This window comes from Bradyrhizobium sp. CCGUVB23 (assembly GCF_024199885.1).
Taxonomy (GTDB): Bacteria; Pseudomonadota; Alphaproteobacteria; order Rhizobiales; family Xanthobacteraceae; genus Bradyrhizobium.
The window spans coordinates 1,713,101-1,728,615 of record NZ_JANADQ010000001.1 but is presented as its reverse complement, the minus strand read 5'-3'; the positions used below and the strand labels follow the sequence as shown (position 1 = coordinate 1,728,615).

The 15,515-nt window shown below is 60.0% G+C and carries 16 protein-coding genes and 4 pseudogenes; 13 read left to right on the top strand and 7 right to left on the bottom strand.

Features of this window, described 5'->3' with window-relative positions:
* Positions 1-30 precede the first annotated feature (30 nt).
* Positions 31-717 carry a transposase gene (locus tag NLN62_RS08045; RefSeq protein ID WP_254108307.1) on the top strand — a complete coding sequence of 229 codons (687 nt, stop codon included), beginning with the start codon at positions 31-33 and terminating at the stop codon, positions 715-717.
* 93 nt (positions 718-810) lie between these two features.
* Here NLN62_RS08045 and NLN62_RS08040 read toward each other — a convergent pair.
* A pseudogene (locus tag NLN62_RS08040) lies at positions 811-2,072 on the bottom strand (IS256 family transposase).
* A gap of 111 nt (positions 2,073-2,183) precedes the next feature.
* On the opposite strand from NLN62_RS08040, the pseudogene NLN62_RS08035 reads away from it, so the two are divergent.
* Together NLN62_RS08035 and NLN62_RS08030 are read left to right on the top strand one after the other, a co-directional pair.
* Positions 2,184-2,933: pseudogene (locus NLN62_RS08035) on the top strand (transposase); the annotation flags it as partial.
* A gap of 447 nt (positions 2,934-3,380) precedes the next feature.
* Positions 3,381-3,563 (top strand): hypothetical protein, encoded by a 183-nt coding sequence (locus NLN62_RS08030; RefSeq protein WP_156944890.1) that lies wholly within the window; start codon positions 3,381-3,383, stop codon positions 3,561-3,563.
* Between the two features lie 402 nt (positions 3,564-3,965).
* On the opposite strand, the gene NLN62_RS08025 is transcribed toward NLN62_RS08030, so the two are convergent.
* From NLN62_RS08025 to NLN62_RS08015, 3 genes and pseudogenes are all read right to left on the bottom strand, one after another.
* Complete coding sequence (locus NLN62_RS08025) at positions 3,966-4,214, bottom strand: virulence-associated E family protein (protein WP_254108305.1); 249 nt, start codon at positions 4,212-4,214, stop codon at positions 3,966-3,968.
* Positions 4,215-4,287: 73 nt separating this feature from the next.
* Positions 4,288-5,079, bottom strand: a complete 792-nt coding sequence (locus NLN62_RS08020; RefSeq protein ID WP_254108304.1) for a hypothetical protein — start codon at positions 5,077-5,079, stop codon at positions 4,288-4,290.
* Between the two features lie 29 nt (positions 5,080-5,108).
* A pseudogene (locus NLN62_RS08015) lies at positions 5,109-6,052 on the bottom strand (recombinase family protein).
* Between the two features lie 526 nt (positions 6,053-6,578).
* On the opposite strand from NLN62_RS08015, the gene NLN62_RS08010 reads away from it, so the two are divergent.
* Positions 6,579-6,881: a hypothetical protein gene (locus NLN62_RS08010; RefSeq protein ID WP_027527863.1), complete on the top strand. Its 303-nt coding sequence runs from the start codon at positions 6,579-6,581 to the stop codon at positions 6,879-6,881.
* Entirely contained in the window at positions 6,878-7,312 is a 435-nt protein-coding gene (locus NLN62_RS08005; protein ID WP_254108303.1) for a type II toxin-antitoxin system VapC family toxin, read from the top strand. Before NLN62_RS08010 ends, NLN62_RS08005 begins: the two co-directional genes overlap by 4 nt.
* A 318-nt stretch (positions 7,313-7,630) precedes the next feature.
* Here NLN62_RS08005 and NLN62_RS08000 read toward each other — a convergent pair whose 3' ends face one another.
* Positions 7,631-8,215: a hypothetical protein gene (locus NLN62_RS08000; RefSeq protein ID WP_254108302.1), complete on the bottom strand. Its 585-nt coding sequence runs from the start codon at positions 8,213-8,215 to the stop codon at positions 7,631-7,633.
* Positions 8,216-8,323: 108 nt separating this feature from the next.
* On the opposite strand from NLN62_RS08000, the gene NLN62_RS07995 reads away from it, so the two are divergent.
* The 4 genes from NLN62_RS07995 (at position 8,324) to NLN62_RS53335 (ending at position 11,465) form a co-directional block, all read left to right on the top strand.
* Positions 8,324-8,680 (top strand): DUF6788 family protein, encoded by a 357-nt coding sequence (locus NLN62_RS07995; RefSeq protein WP_371933107.1) that lies wholly within the window; start codon positions 8,324-8,326, stop codon positions 8,678-8,680.
* A gap of 1 nt (position 8,681) precedes the next feature.
* The gene (locus tag NLN62_RS07990) at positions 8,682-10,088 is read left to right on the top strand and encodes an ISNCY family transposase (RefSeq protein ID WP_254108288.1); all 1,407 of its coding nucleotides are present in this window, start codon (positions 8,682-8,684) and stop codon (positions 10,086-10,088) included.
* Positions 10,089-10,370: 282 nt separating this feature from the next.
* Positions 10,371-10,532 carry a hypothetical protein gene (locus NLN62_RS07985; RefSeq protein ID WP_254108301.1) on the top strand — a complete coding sequence of 54 codons (162 nt, stop codon included), beginning with the start codon at positions 10,371-10,373 and terminating at the stop codon, positions 10,530-10,532.
* Between the two features lie 645 nt (positions 10,533-11,177).
* Complete coding sequence (locus tag NLN62_RS53335) at positions 11,178-11,465, top strand: VOC family protein (RefSeq protein WP_371932933.1); 288 nt, start codon at positions 11,178-11,180, stop codon at positions 11,463-11,465.
* Positions 11,466-11,957: 492 nt separating this feature from the next.
* On the opposite strand, the gene NLN62_RS07980 is transcribed toward NLN62_RS53335, so the two are convergent.
* Positions 11,958-12,506 (bottom strand): hypothetical protein, encoded by a 549-nt coding sequence (locus tag NLN62_RS07980; protein ID WP_254108300.1) that lies wholly within the window; start codon positions 12,504-12,506, stop codon positions 11,958-11,960.
* Positions 12,507-12,718: 212 nt separating this feature from the next.
* On the opposite strand from NLN62_RS07980, the gene NLN62_RS07975 reads away from it, so the two are divergent.
* Together NLN62_RS07975 and NLN62_RS07970 are read left to right on the top strand one after the other, a co-directional pair.
* Complete coding sequence (locus NLN62_RS07975; RefSeq protein ID WP_254108299.1) at positions 12,719-13,324, top strand: hypothetical protein; 606 nt, start codon at positions 12,719-12,721, stop codon at positions 13,322-13,324.
* 427 nt (positions 13,325-13,751) lie between these two features.
* Positions 13,752-14,324 (top strand): Fic family protein, encoded by a 573-nt coding sequence (locus tag NLN62_RS07970; protein ID WP_254108298.1) that lies wholly within the window; start codon positions 13,752-13,754, stop codon positions 14,322-14,324.
* A gap of 251 nt (positions 14,325-14,575) precedes the next feature.
* On the opposite strand, the pseudogene NLN62_RS07965 reads toward NLN62_RS07970, so the two are convergent.
* Positions 14,576-14,665: pseudogene (locus NLN62_RS07965) on the bottom strand (sulfotransferase); the annotation flags it as partial.
* Between the two features lie 190 nt (positions 14,666-14,855).
* Between NLN62_RS07965 and NLN62_RS07960 the strand changes: the two are divergent.
* Together NLN62_RS07960 and tnpB are read left to right on the top strand one after the other, a co-directional pair.
* Positions 14,856-15,164 (top strand): transposase, encoded by a 309-nt coding sequence (locus tag NLN62_RS07960; RefSeq protein ID WP_371932932.1) that lies wholly within the window; start codon positions 14,856-14,858, stop codon positions 15,162-15,164.
* Entirely contained in the window at positions 15,161-15,514 is a 354-nt protein-coding gene (gene tnpB, locus NLN62_RS07955) for an IS66 family insertion sequence element accessory protein TnpB (protein WP_254108297.1), read from the top strand. Before NLN62_RS07960 ends, tnpB begins: the two co-directional genes overlap by 4 nt.
* Position 15,515: the final 1 nt, after the last annotated feature.

The window sequence follows — 15,515 nt, the reverse complement described above, 5'->3', positions numbered from 1 at the left end:
GATGGCGTACGATTCTTCGCATGACGATTCGTGCTTTCAAACGCGGTTCATGCCGCGAGCAGACCAGCCTCCTGCCACCGCGTATCGAGGGCTACGTCGACGCGACTAACCCGGCGGGCAATCGACGCCTACGTTGCCAACCTTGATCTGGTTGCACTTGGTTTTCGACACGCTGGGCGCCAGAGCGGAGCGGGACAGTCGCCATGTGATCCGGCAGATCTGCTGAAGCTCTATCTCTACGGCTATATCAATCAGATCCGCTCCTCGCGTCGCCTCGAGCGAGAGGCCGGGCGCAATCTGGAACTGATCTGGCTATTGCGCGGGCTCGTTCCGGGCTATCGAACCATAGCCAATTTCCGTAAGGAGAACGGGGCGGCGTTGAAGGCCGCGAACAGAGACTTCGTCTTTCTGGCGCGCGCGCTCGATCTGCTTGGCGGTGAACTCGTGGCCATCGATAGCGCCTTCTTTCGTGGCGATGCTAGCAAAGCGTGCATCACCACGCAGAGGAAGCTGGCGGAGCGCCTCAGGGCGCTCGAATGCGACATAGAAGCCTATGCAAACGCACTAGAGGCGAACGATGCGGCTGAGGCCGCGCAGATGCCCTCGTCGATCGATTGCAAAGACATACGAGAACTACCGACACCCGAAAAGCTGGCGGCACTGATGGCGAGACGAACCCGCACTAAGGCGGATCGATCGTCTGGAGGAGAACGGTGAGCTACAGTTGTCGCGCACAGACGCCGACGGGTGCCGTCCGGGATGTGGTTGGAATCCGGAGTGGGCAATCTCCGACATTGTGAAGCTATCTGATTACGCGGCGAGGTCAATTGGCTGATCGATGGGTTTGGTGGCCAGCGTCTTCCAGCCGTCGACCTTGCGCATGTTGATCTGGCCGGAAGCGAGCAAAGCCCAGAACAACATTGCCGCGGTGTCCGCTGATGGCAACACGGTCTGCGTCTTGATCCGTCGCTTGAACTCTTCGTGCTGCCGCTCGATTGCATTCGTGGTGCGCGCGCTCTTCCATTGACTCGGCGGCAGTCGCGTGAAGGTGAAGAGCCGGTCGCCGGCTTCCTGCAGGCTGTCGGCCACCGCACGATGCTTGAGCCGCCATTTGCGGATGAAGGCCTTGCGCCGCGCCTCGATCTCCTCGCGAGTCGCCCCGTAGATCATGTCGTTGTAGTCGGCGGTGATCTCCTCATGCAGGCGCTCGGGCGCATGCGCCAACAGGTTGCGGTGCTTGTGGACCGTGCAGCGCTGCACTGGCACGCCGTCCCATACCGCGGCGATCGCAGCCTCAAGCCCTGGCGCGCCGTCGACGATGAGGAACTCGGGCCGCCGCAGCCCACGCCGGATAAGATCGTCGAGCACGGCACGCCAGGCTTCGGTGCTCTCGCCACCCATACTCTTGATCGCGAGCAACACTTTCTGACCGTCCGCACGCACACCGATGATGACCAGCAGCGAGATGGCGGTCGCCTTGCGGTCGAGCCGCACCCGCACCACGGTGCCGTCGAGAATCAATCGCACGATCGGCTCCGCGGCCAGCGGGCATTCCAGGCGTCCCAGTCGCTCTTCACCTTGCGCCACACCCGGCTCACCGTGTCCTTGCCGACTGCGCCAGCGAACAGAGCGCTGAGCGCCCGGCGCACACGGCGCGTGTTGGTGCCGGCCAGGTAGCAGCTGGCGATCAGCGCGTCAGCGGCCAGCGTGCGGCGCTGGTAGGCCCGCAGCGATTGGCTCTTCCACTCGGTGGTCTTGCCGTCGGCCGTGTTGAGCCGCGCGCGCGGGACCGCGATCTCAATCGGCCCGAAGCTGCCGGTCAGCGACCGCGGCCGGCTGCCATGCCGATGCCCCGTAATGCCGGCCGTTCCCTCGCGGCCGGCCATCTTGCTGCGTTCGTAGCGCGGGCGCGCAAGGGCCACATCGAGCTCGCTGCGGATCAATTCTTCAATGAATTCCCGCGCTCGTTCCCGCACCGCAGTTTCGATCGGATCGAACCAATCGTCGAAAAGCTGGGGAGCCGTCTCGTCTCCACACTGCGGCGAATGCGTCTTCGTGATATTGCTGCTCATGGCGTGGTCTCCGGTCCGGCGCTCCAACGCCGGATGATTCGAGGTTGATCACCTCGGAGACTACGCCACCTTCAATTCCACCAACCCCGCGACGGGACCGACGCCGACGCTCGCCTCTTGACGAAGGGAGGCCACACAGTTGCCGGATATAATGTACAGCTCGCTGTCGACGAAAAACACAAGCTGATCGTCGCCAGCGAGGTGGTCAATGACGGCAATGACAGTGCCCAATTATATGCGATGGCAGCGGCGGCCAAGGCGGCCCTTGGGGTAGCAACACTGACGGCAGTGGCTGATGCCGGATACTACAACGGTGAGACGTTGAAGGCCTGCGAAGCGGATGCGGTCACTGCCTATGTCCCGCCAGCGGAACGGAATCAGCGCCTCGCTGCACAGGGACGTTTTGGTCGTGGTGATTTCCACTATGACGCCGATACCGATGTCTACCACTGTCCGGCAGGAGCACGGCTCAAGCCGATCAATGGTCGCAAACAGGATGCTGCCGGCAAATTACAGATCCGTTATGCGGCCCGCGTTGCTGCTTGTGGCTCCTGCTCTTTGCGCGCGGCCTGCCTGACGGAAAAGGCGAAGCTGCGGATCGTTTACCGCTGGGAGCATGAGAACGTTGTCGAGCGACATCTGGCCCGGATGCGCGATGCCGGCGCAATGATGCGACGCCGTTCCGCCGTGGTCGAGCACCCCTTCGGCACACTTAAGTGCCGCGCTGGATACCGACATTTCTTGCTGCGTGGCTTTGACAAGGTGCGCGGAGAGTGCAGCCTGATGGTGCTGAGCTATAACTTCACCCGGGTACTCAACATATTCGGCATTCAGGGGTTCATCGCAAGCCTGGCCAAGTAATCGCGAGGGCCGGCGTGATTCCATATCAAGAGAACGCGACTGCCATAGACTCGTAGAAGCAGAAGTTGCCCGGCACGGACTGCTCTGGCTGCCCCGACTTCGATCCTGTCAGGCTTTGCGAGACGTTCTTGCCCAGTCTCTGCCTCCGGACCAGACAGATGAAAGTGGCCGCCCCGTCAGCTTCTCGTCAGGCGGATGCGGCATACGCGATATACTGATGCTCGTGGAAGAGGCGACCAGTATCGGCAAGCTGGTCGCCCGCGCACTGGCACGAGCTTCGGCGGCACGCGGTGTATGCTCCACGGCGACGCACCGCGTGCCGATTTTCCACCGTTGTGGCGGCACGGCCTCTCGAATTGCAGGACGGTCGAACCGCTGGCGTTGTAGCGCGAGCGCCGCTTATCGAGCGGGCGAAAATCAGCAAGGCAAAGAGCCTCACGCGCTTGCGTGCCGGCCGAAGCGTTGCGTCTCGCGGTGCTTGCGCCACGCGGCTGCCTCGCTCTCACCGACCTCGTCTTTGATCCGGCGCATCTCGTCTTGGATGAGCGCCGCACGCCGCCGGGCTGTGGCTTTTTGTTCGGTCAGGTCTTCGGCCTCGATCAGGAAGAGACTCGACCTGCTCGTGTATGATCCGGGCGAGGCGCAGGGCCTCTTCTTTGAGATCGAGGAGCCGGCGCGCTTCGTCGCTAAGGCGCAGATCAGACATGGCGCTGAGCCTCCCGGAGCTGGGCCAGGCGAATTGGCTGGAATTGTTGATGCTCGGTGAAGCTGAGCGCCGGGCCGCAGCGAAGCCATCGAAGGGCTAGCCCCTAGCGAAGCCATCCCGTCGGACGAGCAAGAGCCGCTGAGTCGCTGGTCGGCTGTGCATCGGCCTCCAGCATTTCGAGCTGATGCGCGATGGCGGCCGGTCAACCCCGCACGAGGTCGGGGTAGAGCTGCCGAACCGTCCGCCGCGCTCGCCGTAGCGCGTCCATCTGGGCCGCAAAGAGCCGGTCTGGCTCGGCCGATTTGATGACACGCTCAGCCAAAACATCATCGTCGCCGATCTCGATAGCGAGCCGCTGCCCGATAGGCCTCCCACAGGTCTTGGGTGGCATCGTCGAGCGCGCGTTGCAATTGGTCGGGGCTGATCGGCGCCAAGCCGAGGATTGACGTGTCGGTGAAATATTCGTCCCCGTACAGGAGGCGAAGCGCGCTCAACTTGTTAAGGCCCTCGTGTCCCTCAAGCACCGTCAGATAGAAGAAACTGACCGGCCGCTTGTAGAGGTCGGCAATATCCAACACCTCGGCGAAGATCGGCGTCTCGTCGCCCTTTTCGAGCGCGCTGAGGCGATCTTCGGGATTTCCCGCTCAATCAATTGCAAGAAACCGGGCTGCCAGCCCCGCCAACCGCCGGCGCGCCGGAAGGGCGCCGTATGCGGCGCGGCGATCCTGTTTGTCGCGCCATAGCCGTACGCGTTCTGGACCCATTTCGCAGCAATCGGATGTTGCGCCTCCCCGCAACCACCGATGCTTGCGATAGCAAGCCATCCAAAGCCCCGACCTCCGAAAGGAAGTCGTGGTTTTTCTTGCCCGCCGCAAAGCGCAGGATCGCGGCTAGGTCCCCGCGCAATACGATCGCCAGCTCTTCGCCATCGGGGAGGAGCGTTACCTGGTCGACCAACGCGCGCAAAACCTCCGCTGCTTCGGCTCTTCCGCCTTCACCTTGCAGGCTCTCGTACAGGGCGGCCACGCGTTGACGGTAGATCTCCGCCATATTTGGGTGAAGGAGGGGCGGCGGCTCCTCCGCGCTCGCGAGCAGGTCGACCAACTCGGCCTTGCGTGCTTCCAGGGCGCCAATCTTGTCCTTCAACTTCGCTCCCGGCACACCCTCAAGGATGGCTTGAATCGCCTTATCCAGCTCGCGGTCAGTGCGCTCGAGTTCGCGCCTTTGCGCCTCAATATCGGCTCCGCGCTCGATCCTCAGCCGATTCACCTCCCGGGTAAACTCTTGGCAAAATTCCTTGAACAGCTCGGGTTCCATGAGATGCGTGCGGAGACCGCTGAGTACGGACGCCTCCGACGCGTCGCGCCGGATGTTCAAGCGGTTATTGCACGTTCCCTTGTTGCGCGCCGTTGCGCAGCCGAGCAGGTCCTTCGAAATCATCGTGTACCCGCCGCCGCAGCATCCGCACCTCACAAGCCGGCGAAGAGGTATCTGGGCCGGCGGCGATCGTTAAGCTTGTTCTCGCCAGGCGCTGACGGCTCGTAGGCGAGTGTCTGCTGACGCGCCTTGACCGCATCCCACGTTTCCTGATCGACAATGCGCAGCTCGGGAACTTCTTGGATCACCCATTCGGATTCGGGGTTCAGCCGAGAAACGCGATTTCCGGTGTCAGGATCTTTGAGATAGCGGAGCCGATTCCACACGAGGCGGCCCACATAGAGCTCGTTGTTGAGGATGCCAACGCCGCGCTTTGGGTTTCCCTGAACGGTCGATGGCCCCCATTCAGCGCCTTGCGGTCCAGGCACACTTCGCGGTTCAGCTCGAAAGCGATCGTGCGCGAGGACTTGCCGGCGAGGTAGTCTGCGAAGATGCGGCGGACAACAGCCGCTTCGGCCTCGTTGATGGTGCGGTCACCTCGGATCGGCTCGCTATTAGCCGCGAATTGCTTGACGACGTCATAACCAAAGCACAGCCCGCCGCCTGACTTGCCGTCCGCGACGCGGCCGCGCAAGCCTCGCCGAGTCTTGTCGGCCAGGTCCTTCAGGAACAAGGCGTTCATCGAGCCCTTCAGTCCGACGTGGAGATGAGTGACGTCTCCCTCCGAGAGGGTGACGATCCGTACGCCAGCGAAGGCCATGCGCTTAAAGAGCCCGGCCATGTCCTCCTGATCGCGGCTGAGGCGGTCCATCGCCTCGGCAAGCACCACCGCAAACTTTCCGCGCATGGCGTCGCTGATCAGTTCCTGGATACCGGGGCGAAGCAGCGATGCACCGGAGGTCGCCCGGTCCGTGTAGCTGTCGACCACCGCCCAACCTTGCTTCTCGGCGTGGAGACGGCAGAGCCGCAACTGATCCTCGATCGAGGCGTCGCGCTGATTGTCGGACGAGTAGCGGGCGTAAAGTGCGATCTTCATGACGCCTCCTTAATCCGGGAGACGGTCACGCTTCCGGCTGTTCGCTTCAGCTTGGACGAAATCCTGCGCGGCTTGCCGCGCGAGCAACCGCACCAGATTGATAAGGCGAGAATCAGGTTTGGACGCGACCAACGCAACCGTGGCTCCGGGCGCCGCATCGGCGACCACGCGAAGCTTTTCGGCGGTCGTTCCTCTCGCTCGGGCCACCGCCACGTCCTTGCCATTGCGCGGATTGCTCCGCATCCTGACAAAGATGACGAAATGCGCTCCCAAGGCAAGAGGAAAGATCTTGTAATATCAATACGTTGCATCGTAGTCCCGCGCCGATCCGAGATGAGAGGCGTAGCAGATCGGGATGTCGCAAAGTGGGGCGCACAAGAAATATTTTCGTGATGACTTGATCGCGACTCCGGACACAGCTCCGCCCTCTTATTGTCTCTGCTGCTCTCAACGTCACAGGAGAGTCGCGGTCTTGCAGCGAGCCGAAGATTCGGCTATATATCCAGATATACTATGGAGGCGGTCAGTGAGCAAGAGCGCACAGAAAAGAGCGATCGAAAATTACCGATCCCGGCTGACGAAGCGTGGCATTGTGCGGTTCGAACTCCAGGCCCTTGAGACCGACCGCGACCTCATCAGAGTGCTTGCGCGCAAGCTGAGCGAGGAAGGGCCGGAAGCTGGTAATCTCCGGCGCACGGTTCAACAGGCCGTTTCTGGCGAGCCCCCCAAGCCCGGTGGCATCTTGAACGCATTGCGCCGCTCGCCACTCGTCGGCGCCGATCTCGACCTGACGCGCCCGCGCGAAGAAGGGCGCAAGGTCGACCTGTGACGCGCTATCTTCTCGACACCAACATCATCAGTAACGTCGTCAAGCCGCAGCCGTCAGAGTCGCTACTGGCTTGGATGGCCGCACAGCGCGATGAGGATCTGTTCATCGCATCACTGACGGTCGCGGAGATCCGGCGCGGCATCCTTGAAAAGCCACGCGGGAAGAAGCGGGACGCTCTCGATGCATGGTTCTCCGGTCCGGAGGGGCCTCAGGCCTTGTTCGCGGGCCGCATTGTGCCATTCGACGAGAAGGCCGGGCTTATCTGGGCGCGCCTGATGGCGGAGGGCAAAGTCGCCGGACAGCCGCGTAGCGGGCTCGACATGATCATCGCAGCCGTCGCGGCGGCTAACGAATGCACTGTCGTAACGGATAACGAGAGGGATTTCGCCGGAACTCGGATCATAAATCCGATGCGCGGCGGCGCGTCGTGAGCTGCATCCGGTCCATCGACCTGCGCCTCACTGACGGCCTCGTCGACTTTGTCCGAGGTCCCGGCTTCGTGCTGGTTTTTCCGGCGCCGGCCTCGCCGACTTCTTTGTCTCCGAGCTGAAGGTCAACATCGACGATCTCAAATAGGCGGCGCACGGTGGCTCCAAGAGCAAACGCCTTCGCTACTTCCTCCAGAGCTGCGGCTCAAGGTTCGTTTCCGAATAACCTTCAATGAAGGCAAGCGCGCTAGGTCTTCTCTCAAGTTTAGCCGGTGATCTCAAGAGGCTGTGCTTTCGCCGCTAATGCTCCTCGCACCGGCTTCAGTGCTCCGCTTCGTTCCGTGCAAGAAAATTTAGCGTTCCTTGTTGGAGGGTAGAAAACTTTCCGACGAACAGGCTGGGGGCAATGTTCTGCCACGGCATAGCTGTAGCGAGAATGATCTGGTGGTCGACGGGGGCTGTCGCGGAAATCTCAATGACTTGCCTCTGAAAGTTATGGCTGCGTTCCTGCTCCATTCCCTTGTCCTCCGTAATGTCGATCATCAGAAAGCGGGGGTGGCGGAACATCGGATCAGCAAGAGCCGCGCTTAGGAAACCCATAAGGAAGGCTGTCTTTAAGACCACGCGAGAGCTGGCCGAGAAGTAGGTGTGATCATCCACCGTGATGGAGTTCTTGGCGAAAGAGAACTCGACACGTTTGGGGTCACCGAAAGAATCTTGGCGCTTCAAATCTCCACGGAGGATCTTGACTATGTTCTTCGCAATGCTTGCCTTCGCAGTCCGCAGGCGATCGGTCTGGCCTAGCTGCAACGCACTGATGCGAGCTCCAAGCGCCTGAATTTCTTCATCCAGCTTTGCCTTCTTTTCGGATAGGTCACCAATCTTGTTAGCTACTTTCCGGCGCAAAATTTGGTCTGGTTAGCCTTTGAATAGAATCGGCCGGTGGGCTGAAAACTGCAAGGTCGGACGGAATTGCAGTTGACGTTGGTCGCTGCCGCTGATTCATTCTTGCGGATGAAACGCGCGCAAGCTCTCCGGGCCCGCCAGAAGCTGGCCGGCAAATTGCCGGTCACCGGCGAGATTCTGCGTGGCTCGCTGCTGGAGCGTACTGTCCGACATACCAAAGATTGCCCGAAATGCGCGCGCGGCGAAGGGCACCAGGTCTTCGTGCTGACGGTGAGCTACGCCGGTGGACGAACCCGGCAAATCAGTGTGCGCCGCGAACGGGTTCCCGAGGTTCGCCGCTGGCTCGACAATTATCAGAAGCTGAAGGAGGCGATCGAGACGATCTGCGAGCTCAATCACGATTTGCTGCGTCCGGAGAGAGCCGCGACAAAGCGCCGAGCACGCGGGGGCAAGAGCTGTGATTAAGATGCGGCGGGCGCAGCTGAGCTTCGGCGACGGACTGATCACTGAGGAAGTGAGCGATCTTCGTGAAGACTGGATGACACACGCCGACCAAGTGCTGGCGGACGAACAAATCGTAGCTGCCGTGTACGAAGCGTTGGCGAAGCGGCATCCCAAGAGTCGCAGCCGCGGCCGACCGGGCGCTCCAGCCGAAGTGGTGCTCCGCTTGTTGATTCTCAAGCACATCCGTAACTGGAGCTATGGCGTGCTGGAGCGCGAAGTGCGCGCCAATCTGGTGTACCGGGACTTCACCCGCGTCGGCGCCGCCAAGACGCCCGATGCCAAGACCATGGGGCGCTGGGGCGTGGCGGTGGGGCCGGACGTGGTCAAACAGATTCACGAAAGGCTGGTAAAGCTCGCACGAGACAAGGGGGTGACGGAAGGGCGCAGAATGCGCGTGGATACAACGGTGGTGGAGACCAACATCCACTATCCGACCGACTCGAGCTTGTTGGGAGACGGTGTTCGGGTGCTGATCCGCACCATGAAGAAGATCACAACGATCGCTGGCGAGGTCGGAGCCGCGCTGTCCGACCGTAGCCGGACCGTGAGGCTGCGGGTGCTGGACATCGCGCGCGCGGCGCGCTCCAAAGCCAAGCAGAGCCGGGAGAAGCTCACGCGGGCGTATGGCAAACTGCTCAGTTCGACCAGCCGGGTGGTGGGACAGGCGAAGCGGTTCTCCAAGGAGATCGCCGAACGAGTGAAGCGCGCCTCGAGCGCCCGCAAGCAGCTGATGCTGGAGGGCCTGCGTCAGGAACTCGATGCGATGGTGCCGCTCATCAAGCAGGTGATGAAGCAGACCAGAGCGCGCATCTTCCGTGGTGATACGCGCTCTGAAGGCAAGATCCTCAGCCTGTTCGAGCCATCGACAGAAGTCATTCGCAAGGGCAAAGCGGGCAAGCCCAACGAGTTCGGCAAGATGGTGAAACTACAGGAGGCCGAAAACCAGATCGTGATCGACTATGAAGTCTACGCTCAGCGACCGCACGATTCGGAGCTGCTGATTGCAGCCATCGAAACGCATCAAACGATGCTCGGACGTGCGCCACGCCTCGTGGCGGCAGACGCCGCCTTTTACTCCGCAAAGAATGAGGCAGCCGCGAAAGCGAAAGGCGTCAGACGCGTCTGCATCCCCAACCGCTCAACCAAGAGCATTGAACGCAGGTGCGAGCAGAAAAAGCGCTGGTTCCGTAACGGCCAAAAATGGCGGACCGGATGCGAGGGCCGCATCAGCGTAGCCAAGCGGCGACATGGGCTTAACCGTTGCCGCTACAAAGGCGAGGCCGGCATGAAGCGTTGGGTCGGCCTCGGTGTCGTCGCCGACAACATCGTCAATATCGGCCGTGCAATGGAAAAGCGGACCGCCCCATAGACAGCCTCGCCATCTGACTCTGCAACACTCCGCCGGTCACCTCCGGCGACTTTTGCGTTGCCGGACGCCCTCGGCCACTCTCTCCAAAACATCAATTTTGCGCCGGAAAGTAGCTAGTCTGACCTGTCTTTCGATGTCTTCGATAGACTTATCTATGTAACCGAGCTTGCGCTGGAGCCCGCGTATCTCTTCACGGGCCTTCGATGTCGGTACGGCGCTTAGGTCCGCAAGCTCCTTCGATTTCAGGCGCCAAGTACTCTGCAGCGAGCTTAGCTGAGCTTGATGAAGCTTGAGACGTTCTGCTCTGATGTCCTGCAAACGCTCGGATTGTTTGATTTGGATCGAAAGCTCGTTGATGAGTCCTACGACCCGGTCACGCGCGCGCTCGGAATCGAGCGGCGTCTTGCAAAGGTAACACGCCGCGACTTCGTCACTCTGTTCTAGTCTAGATCCTGCACACCACAAGCAGAGTGGGAGCAACGCCACAACGACGGCCGTTCGAGCTGCGTTGCAGATGGCGCGAGCGTCGTGTGTTCGAGAGGTGATATGAGATCTCGATTCCTTTTCTGGGGTGCCGCAACGAGTTGCACTCGTGGGATGCGGTGTCACTTATTCGGCAGATCTGGAGCCGGCGATGAAAGTCCCGCCAGCACTGTGGAGCTGGACCGGAGGCTATATCGGCGTGCACGGCGGTAGTGGCTATGGCCGCACATCCTTCAGTGACCCCTACGGCCCGTTAATCGATGGCGACATCGTCAGTACGCCCTGCGTTCCTGGCCGGAGATGGCAAACTGGCAAGATCCATATTGATGGCCGCCGCAAGATCGTTTGGTGCCCTGGTCGTGCGGTCGCCCACCGAGATCGTGGTTGCGGGAACACGTTCCAACGGCAGACGGCACACTGATTGCTAGGGACGCGGCGCAGAGCCGTTGGTTGCTGCGGATTCTGGAGGGCGGCAGCGACGCCCGCCAAGTCCGGATGGAATGTAGGCAGCGTTGTGCGCGACGAGGTCGCTTCGCTCTTCGAATCTGTGAGTGAGAATGAGGATGTTATGCCGAAAACTACCGATGGTAAGGTCAAGCAGGGGCGGTGATAGATGGCAACCGAACAATAACGAGTTCGCTGTCACAATTTCGCGGGATCGATCATATTGCGGCTGTGCTCGACCTTGAAGCCTCCATTGAGTTCTTTCGGGACGTGCTGGGTTTTGAATTGAAGCGCCGGTTTCACATCAAGGGTCGAGCGACCGGCATGCTATCCGCCGAGCTCGAGACCCGAGGAATCAGGCTTGTTCTGTGCCAGGGCACTGAGCCCGACGTCTCAGGTCTCGGAGCTCGTGCGCCATCACGGCGTTGGAGTTGCTCATATCGCTCTTGACGTCGATGCTGCTGTAGAGGCTCTAGAATCTCGTGGCTTGAAAGTCGATACGAGTGTGATTCGAGGCCCTGGACTGACGCAGGCCTTCTCAAGTCGGTCCATTGAAACGGGGCTTAGCTTCGAAATCATTCACCGAGACGGAGGGACTGGCTTTCTCGAATCGAATGTCCAGCAGCTTTTCGACCAACTTGAGCAGTCTGGAAAATATTGAGCAATAAGCCGGGTACACCTCGACGAGTCATGTCGGGCACCGGTGTGACTTTATCCTTCCACGCTTCTCCAAGACTCCAGGATGAATGTCAGGTCGCAAAAATCAGTAATGAACTTCCTGAACGAAGTCTCCAGTCTGTTTCCGTCGGCTGTCTCGCTAGCGTCTGGCAGACCGACCGGTTCTTCGATAGGATCAATCCCCAGGTTTTGTTGAATGCGGTGGACGTGTATCGAAGCGATTCAGTTGGTGGTCACGGGGGCGCCCAGGGATGGGCTCACTTGTTACAGTATGGACGATCGGACCCAAAATTGTGGTAATTGAAAGCTCACCACCTCCTCAACGGAGGAAACCCAGTTTCTCAACCAGACTTGGTGGCAGCCGTCAGCTTCGCAGCCTCGCGCCGCGCTTCCTGCTGCATGTCTAGAACAAGGAATACGACCTTGACTGGCGCATGCGGAGGCTCGTATTCGGCGACAAAGCCTCGGCCGCGAGTCCGACCGCTTGATGTCCTCGCGATACTTATGCTTGAATGCAGGAGGAGCCGCCTTTTCCGCCATTTCCTTCAAATATTCGATCACTTCCTCCACATCTTTGATGTAGGCGTAGGTCAGGTGAAAAAAGACCATGCAATGGTCATAGGCGAACAGCTTTTGAAAGTGGCTGGTCAGCTGCTTTTGCATCGACTCCTGCCTGATCGGCCGACCGCAGACCACCGCCTCCATGACGGTCAGCGTTATGCCATCCTTGTGTACCGCAAGATCGCGTTCGCCGGGATTTCCGTTGGCGGTCCAGCCTCCCTTTGACTGATCTGCTGGCTGAGCAATAGTCAAATGGTGTCGTCCCCAGCAGTCGTGCCCCTCGCTGATCACCACTCAGAGCTTGTGAAGCGCGCGCTTGAATCAGTGCGATAACCAAGCCGTCTCGTGGAAGCGCGGACACATGCTTGGCGCCTGTGCGTCAGGTTAAGGTCAGCTAATCTGTATATCAGGATTGAGCGGCACTCGCTCGACAACGTGCAATCTGCCGATAGGGAAGGAATCTGATGTACGGTCGAATCGTTGCCTCATCCGAGCAGTCTATAAGCACTAGCGAGGTGGATGAATCGAGAGACTCAGAAGATGGCCTTCGCTTTGCAGAAACGATTGCAGGCATGGAGCTAGGTGATGATCAAGCGATGCAACATCCAGGGGGCGCTCAGGACGACGTACACTCAAGTATGTCGCGAGCCAGTTCTGGCCGGCAGACGGATCAAGCGGAATCGTCCGGCGCATTGCGCTCGGAACTTCAAGCGTGGTGCAATCGAGCACCCACGAAAGACAACTCATCATTCTTTCTCAGCAAACTGTGTTGTGCTCCATCGACGTCAGATGAAGCAAGTGCGTCGCAATCACGCGAGCAAAGGCAAGCGGCCATGGATCACATCCTGCGCTGTTTTGACGAAGGTGGGACGGACGTAGATTTAAGTGGCCTGAATTTGTCGCAGCTGCCCCCTGGGCTCAATCGGATTCGTCGCCTGCGCCGCTTGGATATTTCGGAGAACGCCGCGCTCACCCAGTTGCCCAACGAAATTTCCCAGTGCACGCGTTTGACGGAGCTCATTGCGGACAATTGCTCAATTGTCGAGCTGCCTCGTAGTATTGGGATGTAACCACGCTTTCACTATCATTCAACCCATTGCGTGGATTGCCGGATGAAATAGGCGACTGCGAAGCGCTTGAGAAACTTAGCTTGGCAGGCTGCAAGCTGCGACTGCTACCCAGCACACTGGGAAATCTTCAAAATCTTTCGACGCTAGATTTGGCATCAAATAGTGAATTGAGCAATCTTCCCGACATGAACCTTGGAAATTTGGCGGTCTACGTTACAGGGACACAGCTGGCACTCATGTCCCGGGTATTCCGGTCTCCGGCGTTAGGGCATCCGGAGCGCTTGTCTTTGTCTAGAACATGTGAGGAAATAAAACGCAGGTGGAGTCAGGTCGGAAGCGAGTTATCCGCCGATGCGGGCTTCCGCATAGACAAGCTTCGGTGTTCCGCTTCCACAACATTGGTGGAGAATCATGAAATGGCCTCTTCATGGCAGCATGCTGCAGCCACAGTGCAGGAGTGGGCGGAGAAGAATTCCCCATTCACGAAAGAAGGCATTTTAGAAGGCATTTTAGACTAAATCGTATATTGCTGGGAAATGCGGATGAGGCTACGCGCCTCGGCGTTCTGCGAAAGGTGGTTGTGCAGGCTGCAGACGGGAATACTTGGACTGCCAAAAGATATCCGCCACCTCAAACACTTTCCAAAGAAATGGCCGCTTTCGCCGATTGGGCCGCAGGCAACGAGCGCGACTTGGCATCCAGTGATCCCATGGCCGTGGTGGAGTTCGCGGCTCAGGTCCATCAGCGGCTGGCCAGTCTGCATCCCTTTGAGGATGGCAACGGACGAACCGCTCGCTTGGCAATGGACTGGGTGCTTTTGCGGCACGGACTACCGCCGTCACCGCCGATTGGACCAGCTAGCCGCACCCCGGCCGTGTTCTTAGGGGCTCGGCAAACTCAGATTGAGGATGTCGTACGAGAGACAGTTCAAGGCATGGAGGCTGCGCTTCGAGAAGCGGCGCCCGAGTTCGACGCCAAACTCGTGTTTTCGGCCGGATAAGCGATTTCATCTCGACAAAATCAATGACCTGCGCGGGCCGAGGGAACTTGTTGTAGTGGCGATGTATAGCAGGCCGCTGGAACACCCACCCCGGTCCGCAGCCTGACACGTATGCTGTCGAACCAGCTGCCCCCAATGGCTTGGCTAGTTGCGAGCTCGCCGCCGTCCGGAAGGGCCGTATTGGCCTCAGTCAAGGCCGTTCTACCCAAGTAAATTAAATTACGCCGACGTTCGCCGTTACTGACCGCGAATCAGGCCTCACCAACCTCAAAGAATCGTTCGTAAGGTCCGTCTGCGAAGTGCCGCCGCAGCTCATGAAAGTTCTGTACGGTTTGGTCTAGCGTAAGCGGCGTGCCTTCCGCACCTTGTTCGGCGTGAGCTGATCGGCAACATGCGAGCCGTCATATACAGTTAAGGCTCGCATATATGGTTGACGATATGGTCGACGCTTCGGAGCCCCGGGGCCGGGTGGATATCCAAGTCGGAGCGGGGCGTCGGCGGCGGTGGAGCGACGCGGTCAAGGGACGGATCGTGGCGGAGTCGTATGCGCCGGGCGCAGTCGTGTCGGAGGTGGCGCGCCGGCACGACCTCTCACCGCAACATTTGTTCGCTTGGCGCAAGGCCGCGCGCGCCGGTCTGCTGAGCTTGCCGGCGGAGGATGCGCCACTCTTCGTTCCGGTGGTGTCGGAGCTGCGTCCCGCTGGGATGTGCGTGGAAGCGGCAACGCGGAACGCGATAACGATCAGCATCGAGATTGGTGATGCGGTGGTTCGGGCCGCGGCGGGGGTCGATCCGGCCTGGCTGCGCGATGTGCTGCGGGCCGTGAGGGCGACCGCATGATCGCGGCTTCGGCGGGCGTGAAGATCATGATCGCGACGCGGCCGGTCGACTTCCGTAAAGGTGCTGACGGTCTCGCCGCGCTGGTGCGCGAGCAACTCCACGATGATCCATTCGCGGGAACGATTTTTGTCTTCCGTTCAAAGCGAGCAGACCGTTTGAAGATTTTTGCCTGGGACGGGTCCGGGCTTGTGCTGCTGTGGAAGCGGCTGGAGCATAGTGCGTTCCGCTGGCCGCCGATCAGCGATGGCGTGATGCGCTTGTCTGCCTCACAGCTCGCTGCGCTGATGGACGGCCTGGACTGGTCGCGCCTGCATACCCGCGACATTGCTCAGCCGAGCGCAACGTCATAAA

Bases quoted from the DNA above. Each gene is read 5' to 3' on its own strand.
- NLN62_RS07985 (WP_254108301.1), top strand. From the start codon at position 10,371: ATGAAGCTTGAGACGTTCTGCTCTGATGTCCTGCAAACGCTCGGATTG.
- tnpB (WP_254108297.1), top strand. From the start codon at position 15,161: ATGATCGCGGCTTCGGCGGGCGTGAAGATCATGATCGCGACGCGGCCG.
- NLN62_RS07970 (WP_254108298.1), top strand. From the start codon at position 13,752: ATGGCAGCATGCTGCAGCCACAGTGCAGGAGTGGGCGGAGAAGAATTC.
- NLN62_RS08020 (WP_254108304.1), bottom strand. From the start codon at position 5,079: ATGATTTCGAAGGACCTGCTCGGCTGCGCAACGGCGCGCAACAAGGGA.
- NLN62_RS07975 (WP_254108299.1), top strand. From the start codon at position 12,719: ATGTACGGTCGAATCGTTGCCTCATCCGAGCAGTCTATAAGCACTAGC.
- NLN62_RS07990 (WP_254108288.1), top strand. From the start codon at position 8,682: ATGCGGCGGGCGCAGCTGAGCTTCGGCGACGGACTGATCACTGAGGAA.
- NLN62_RS07995 (WP_371933107.1), top strand. From the start codon at position 8,324: ATGAAACGCGCGCAAGCTCTCCGGGCCCGCCAGAAGCTGGCCGGCAAA.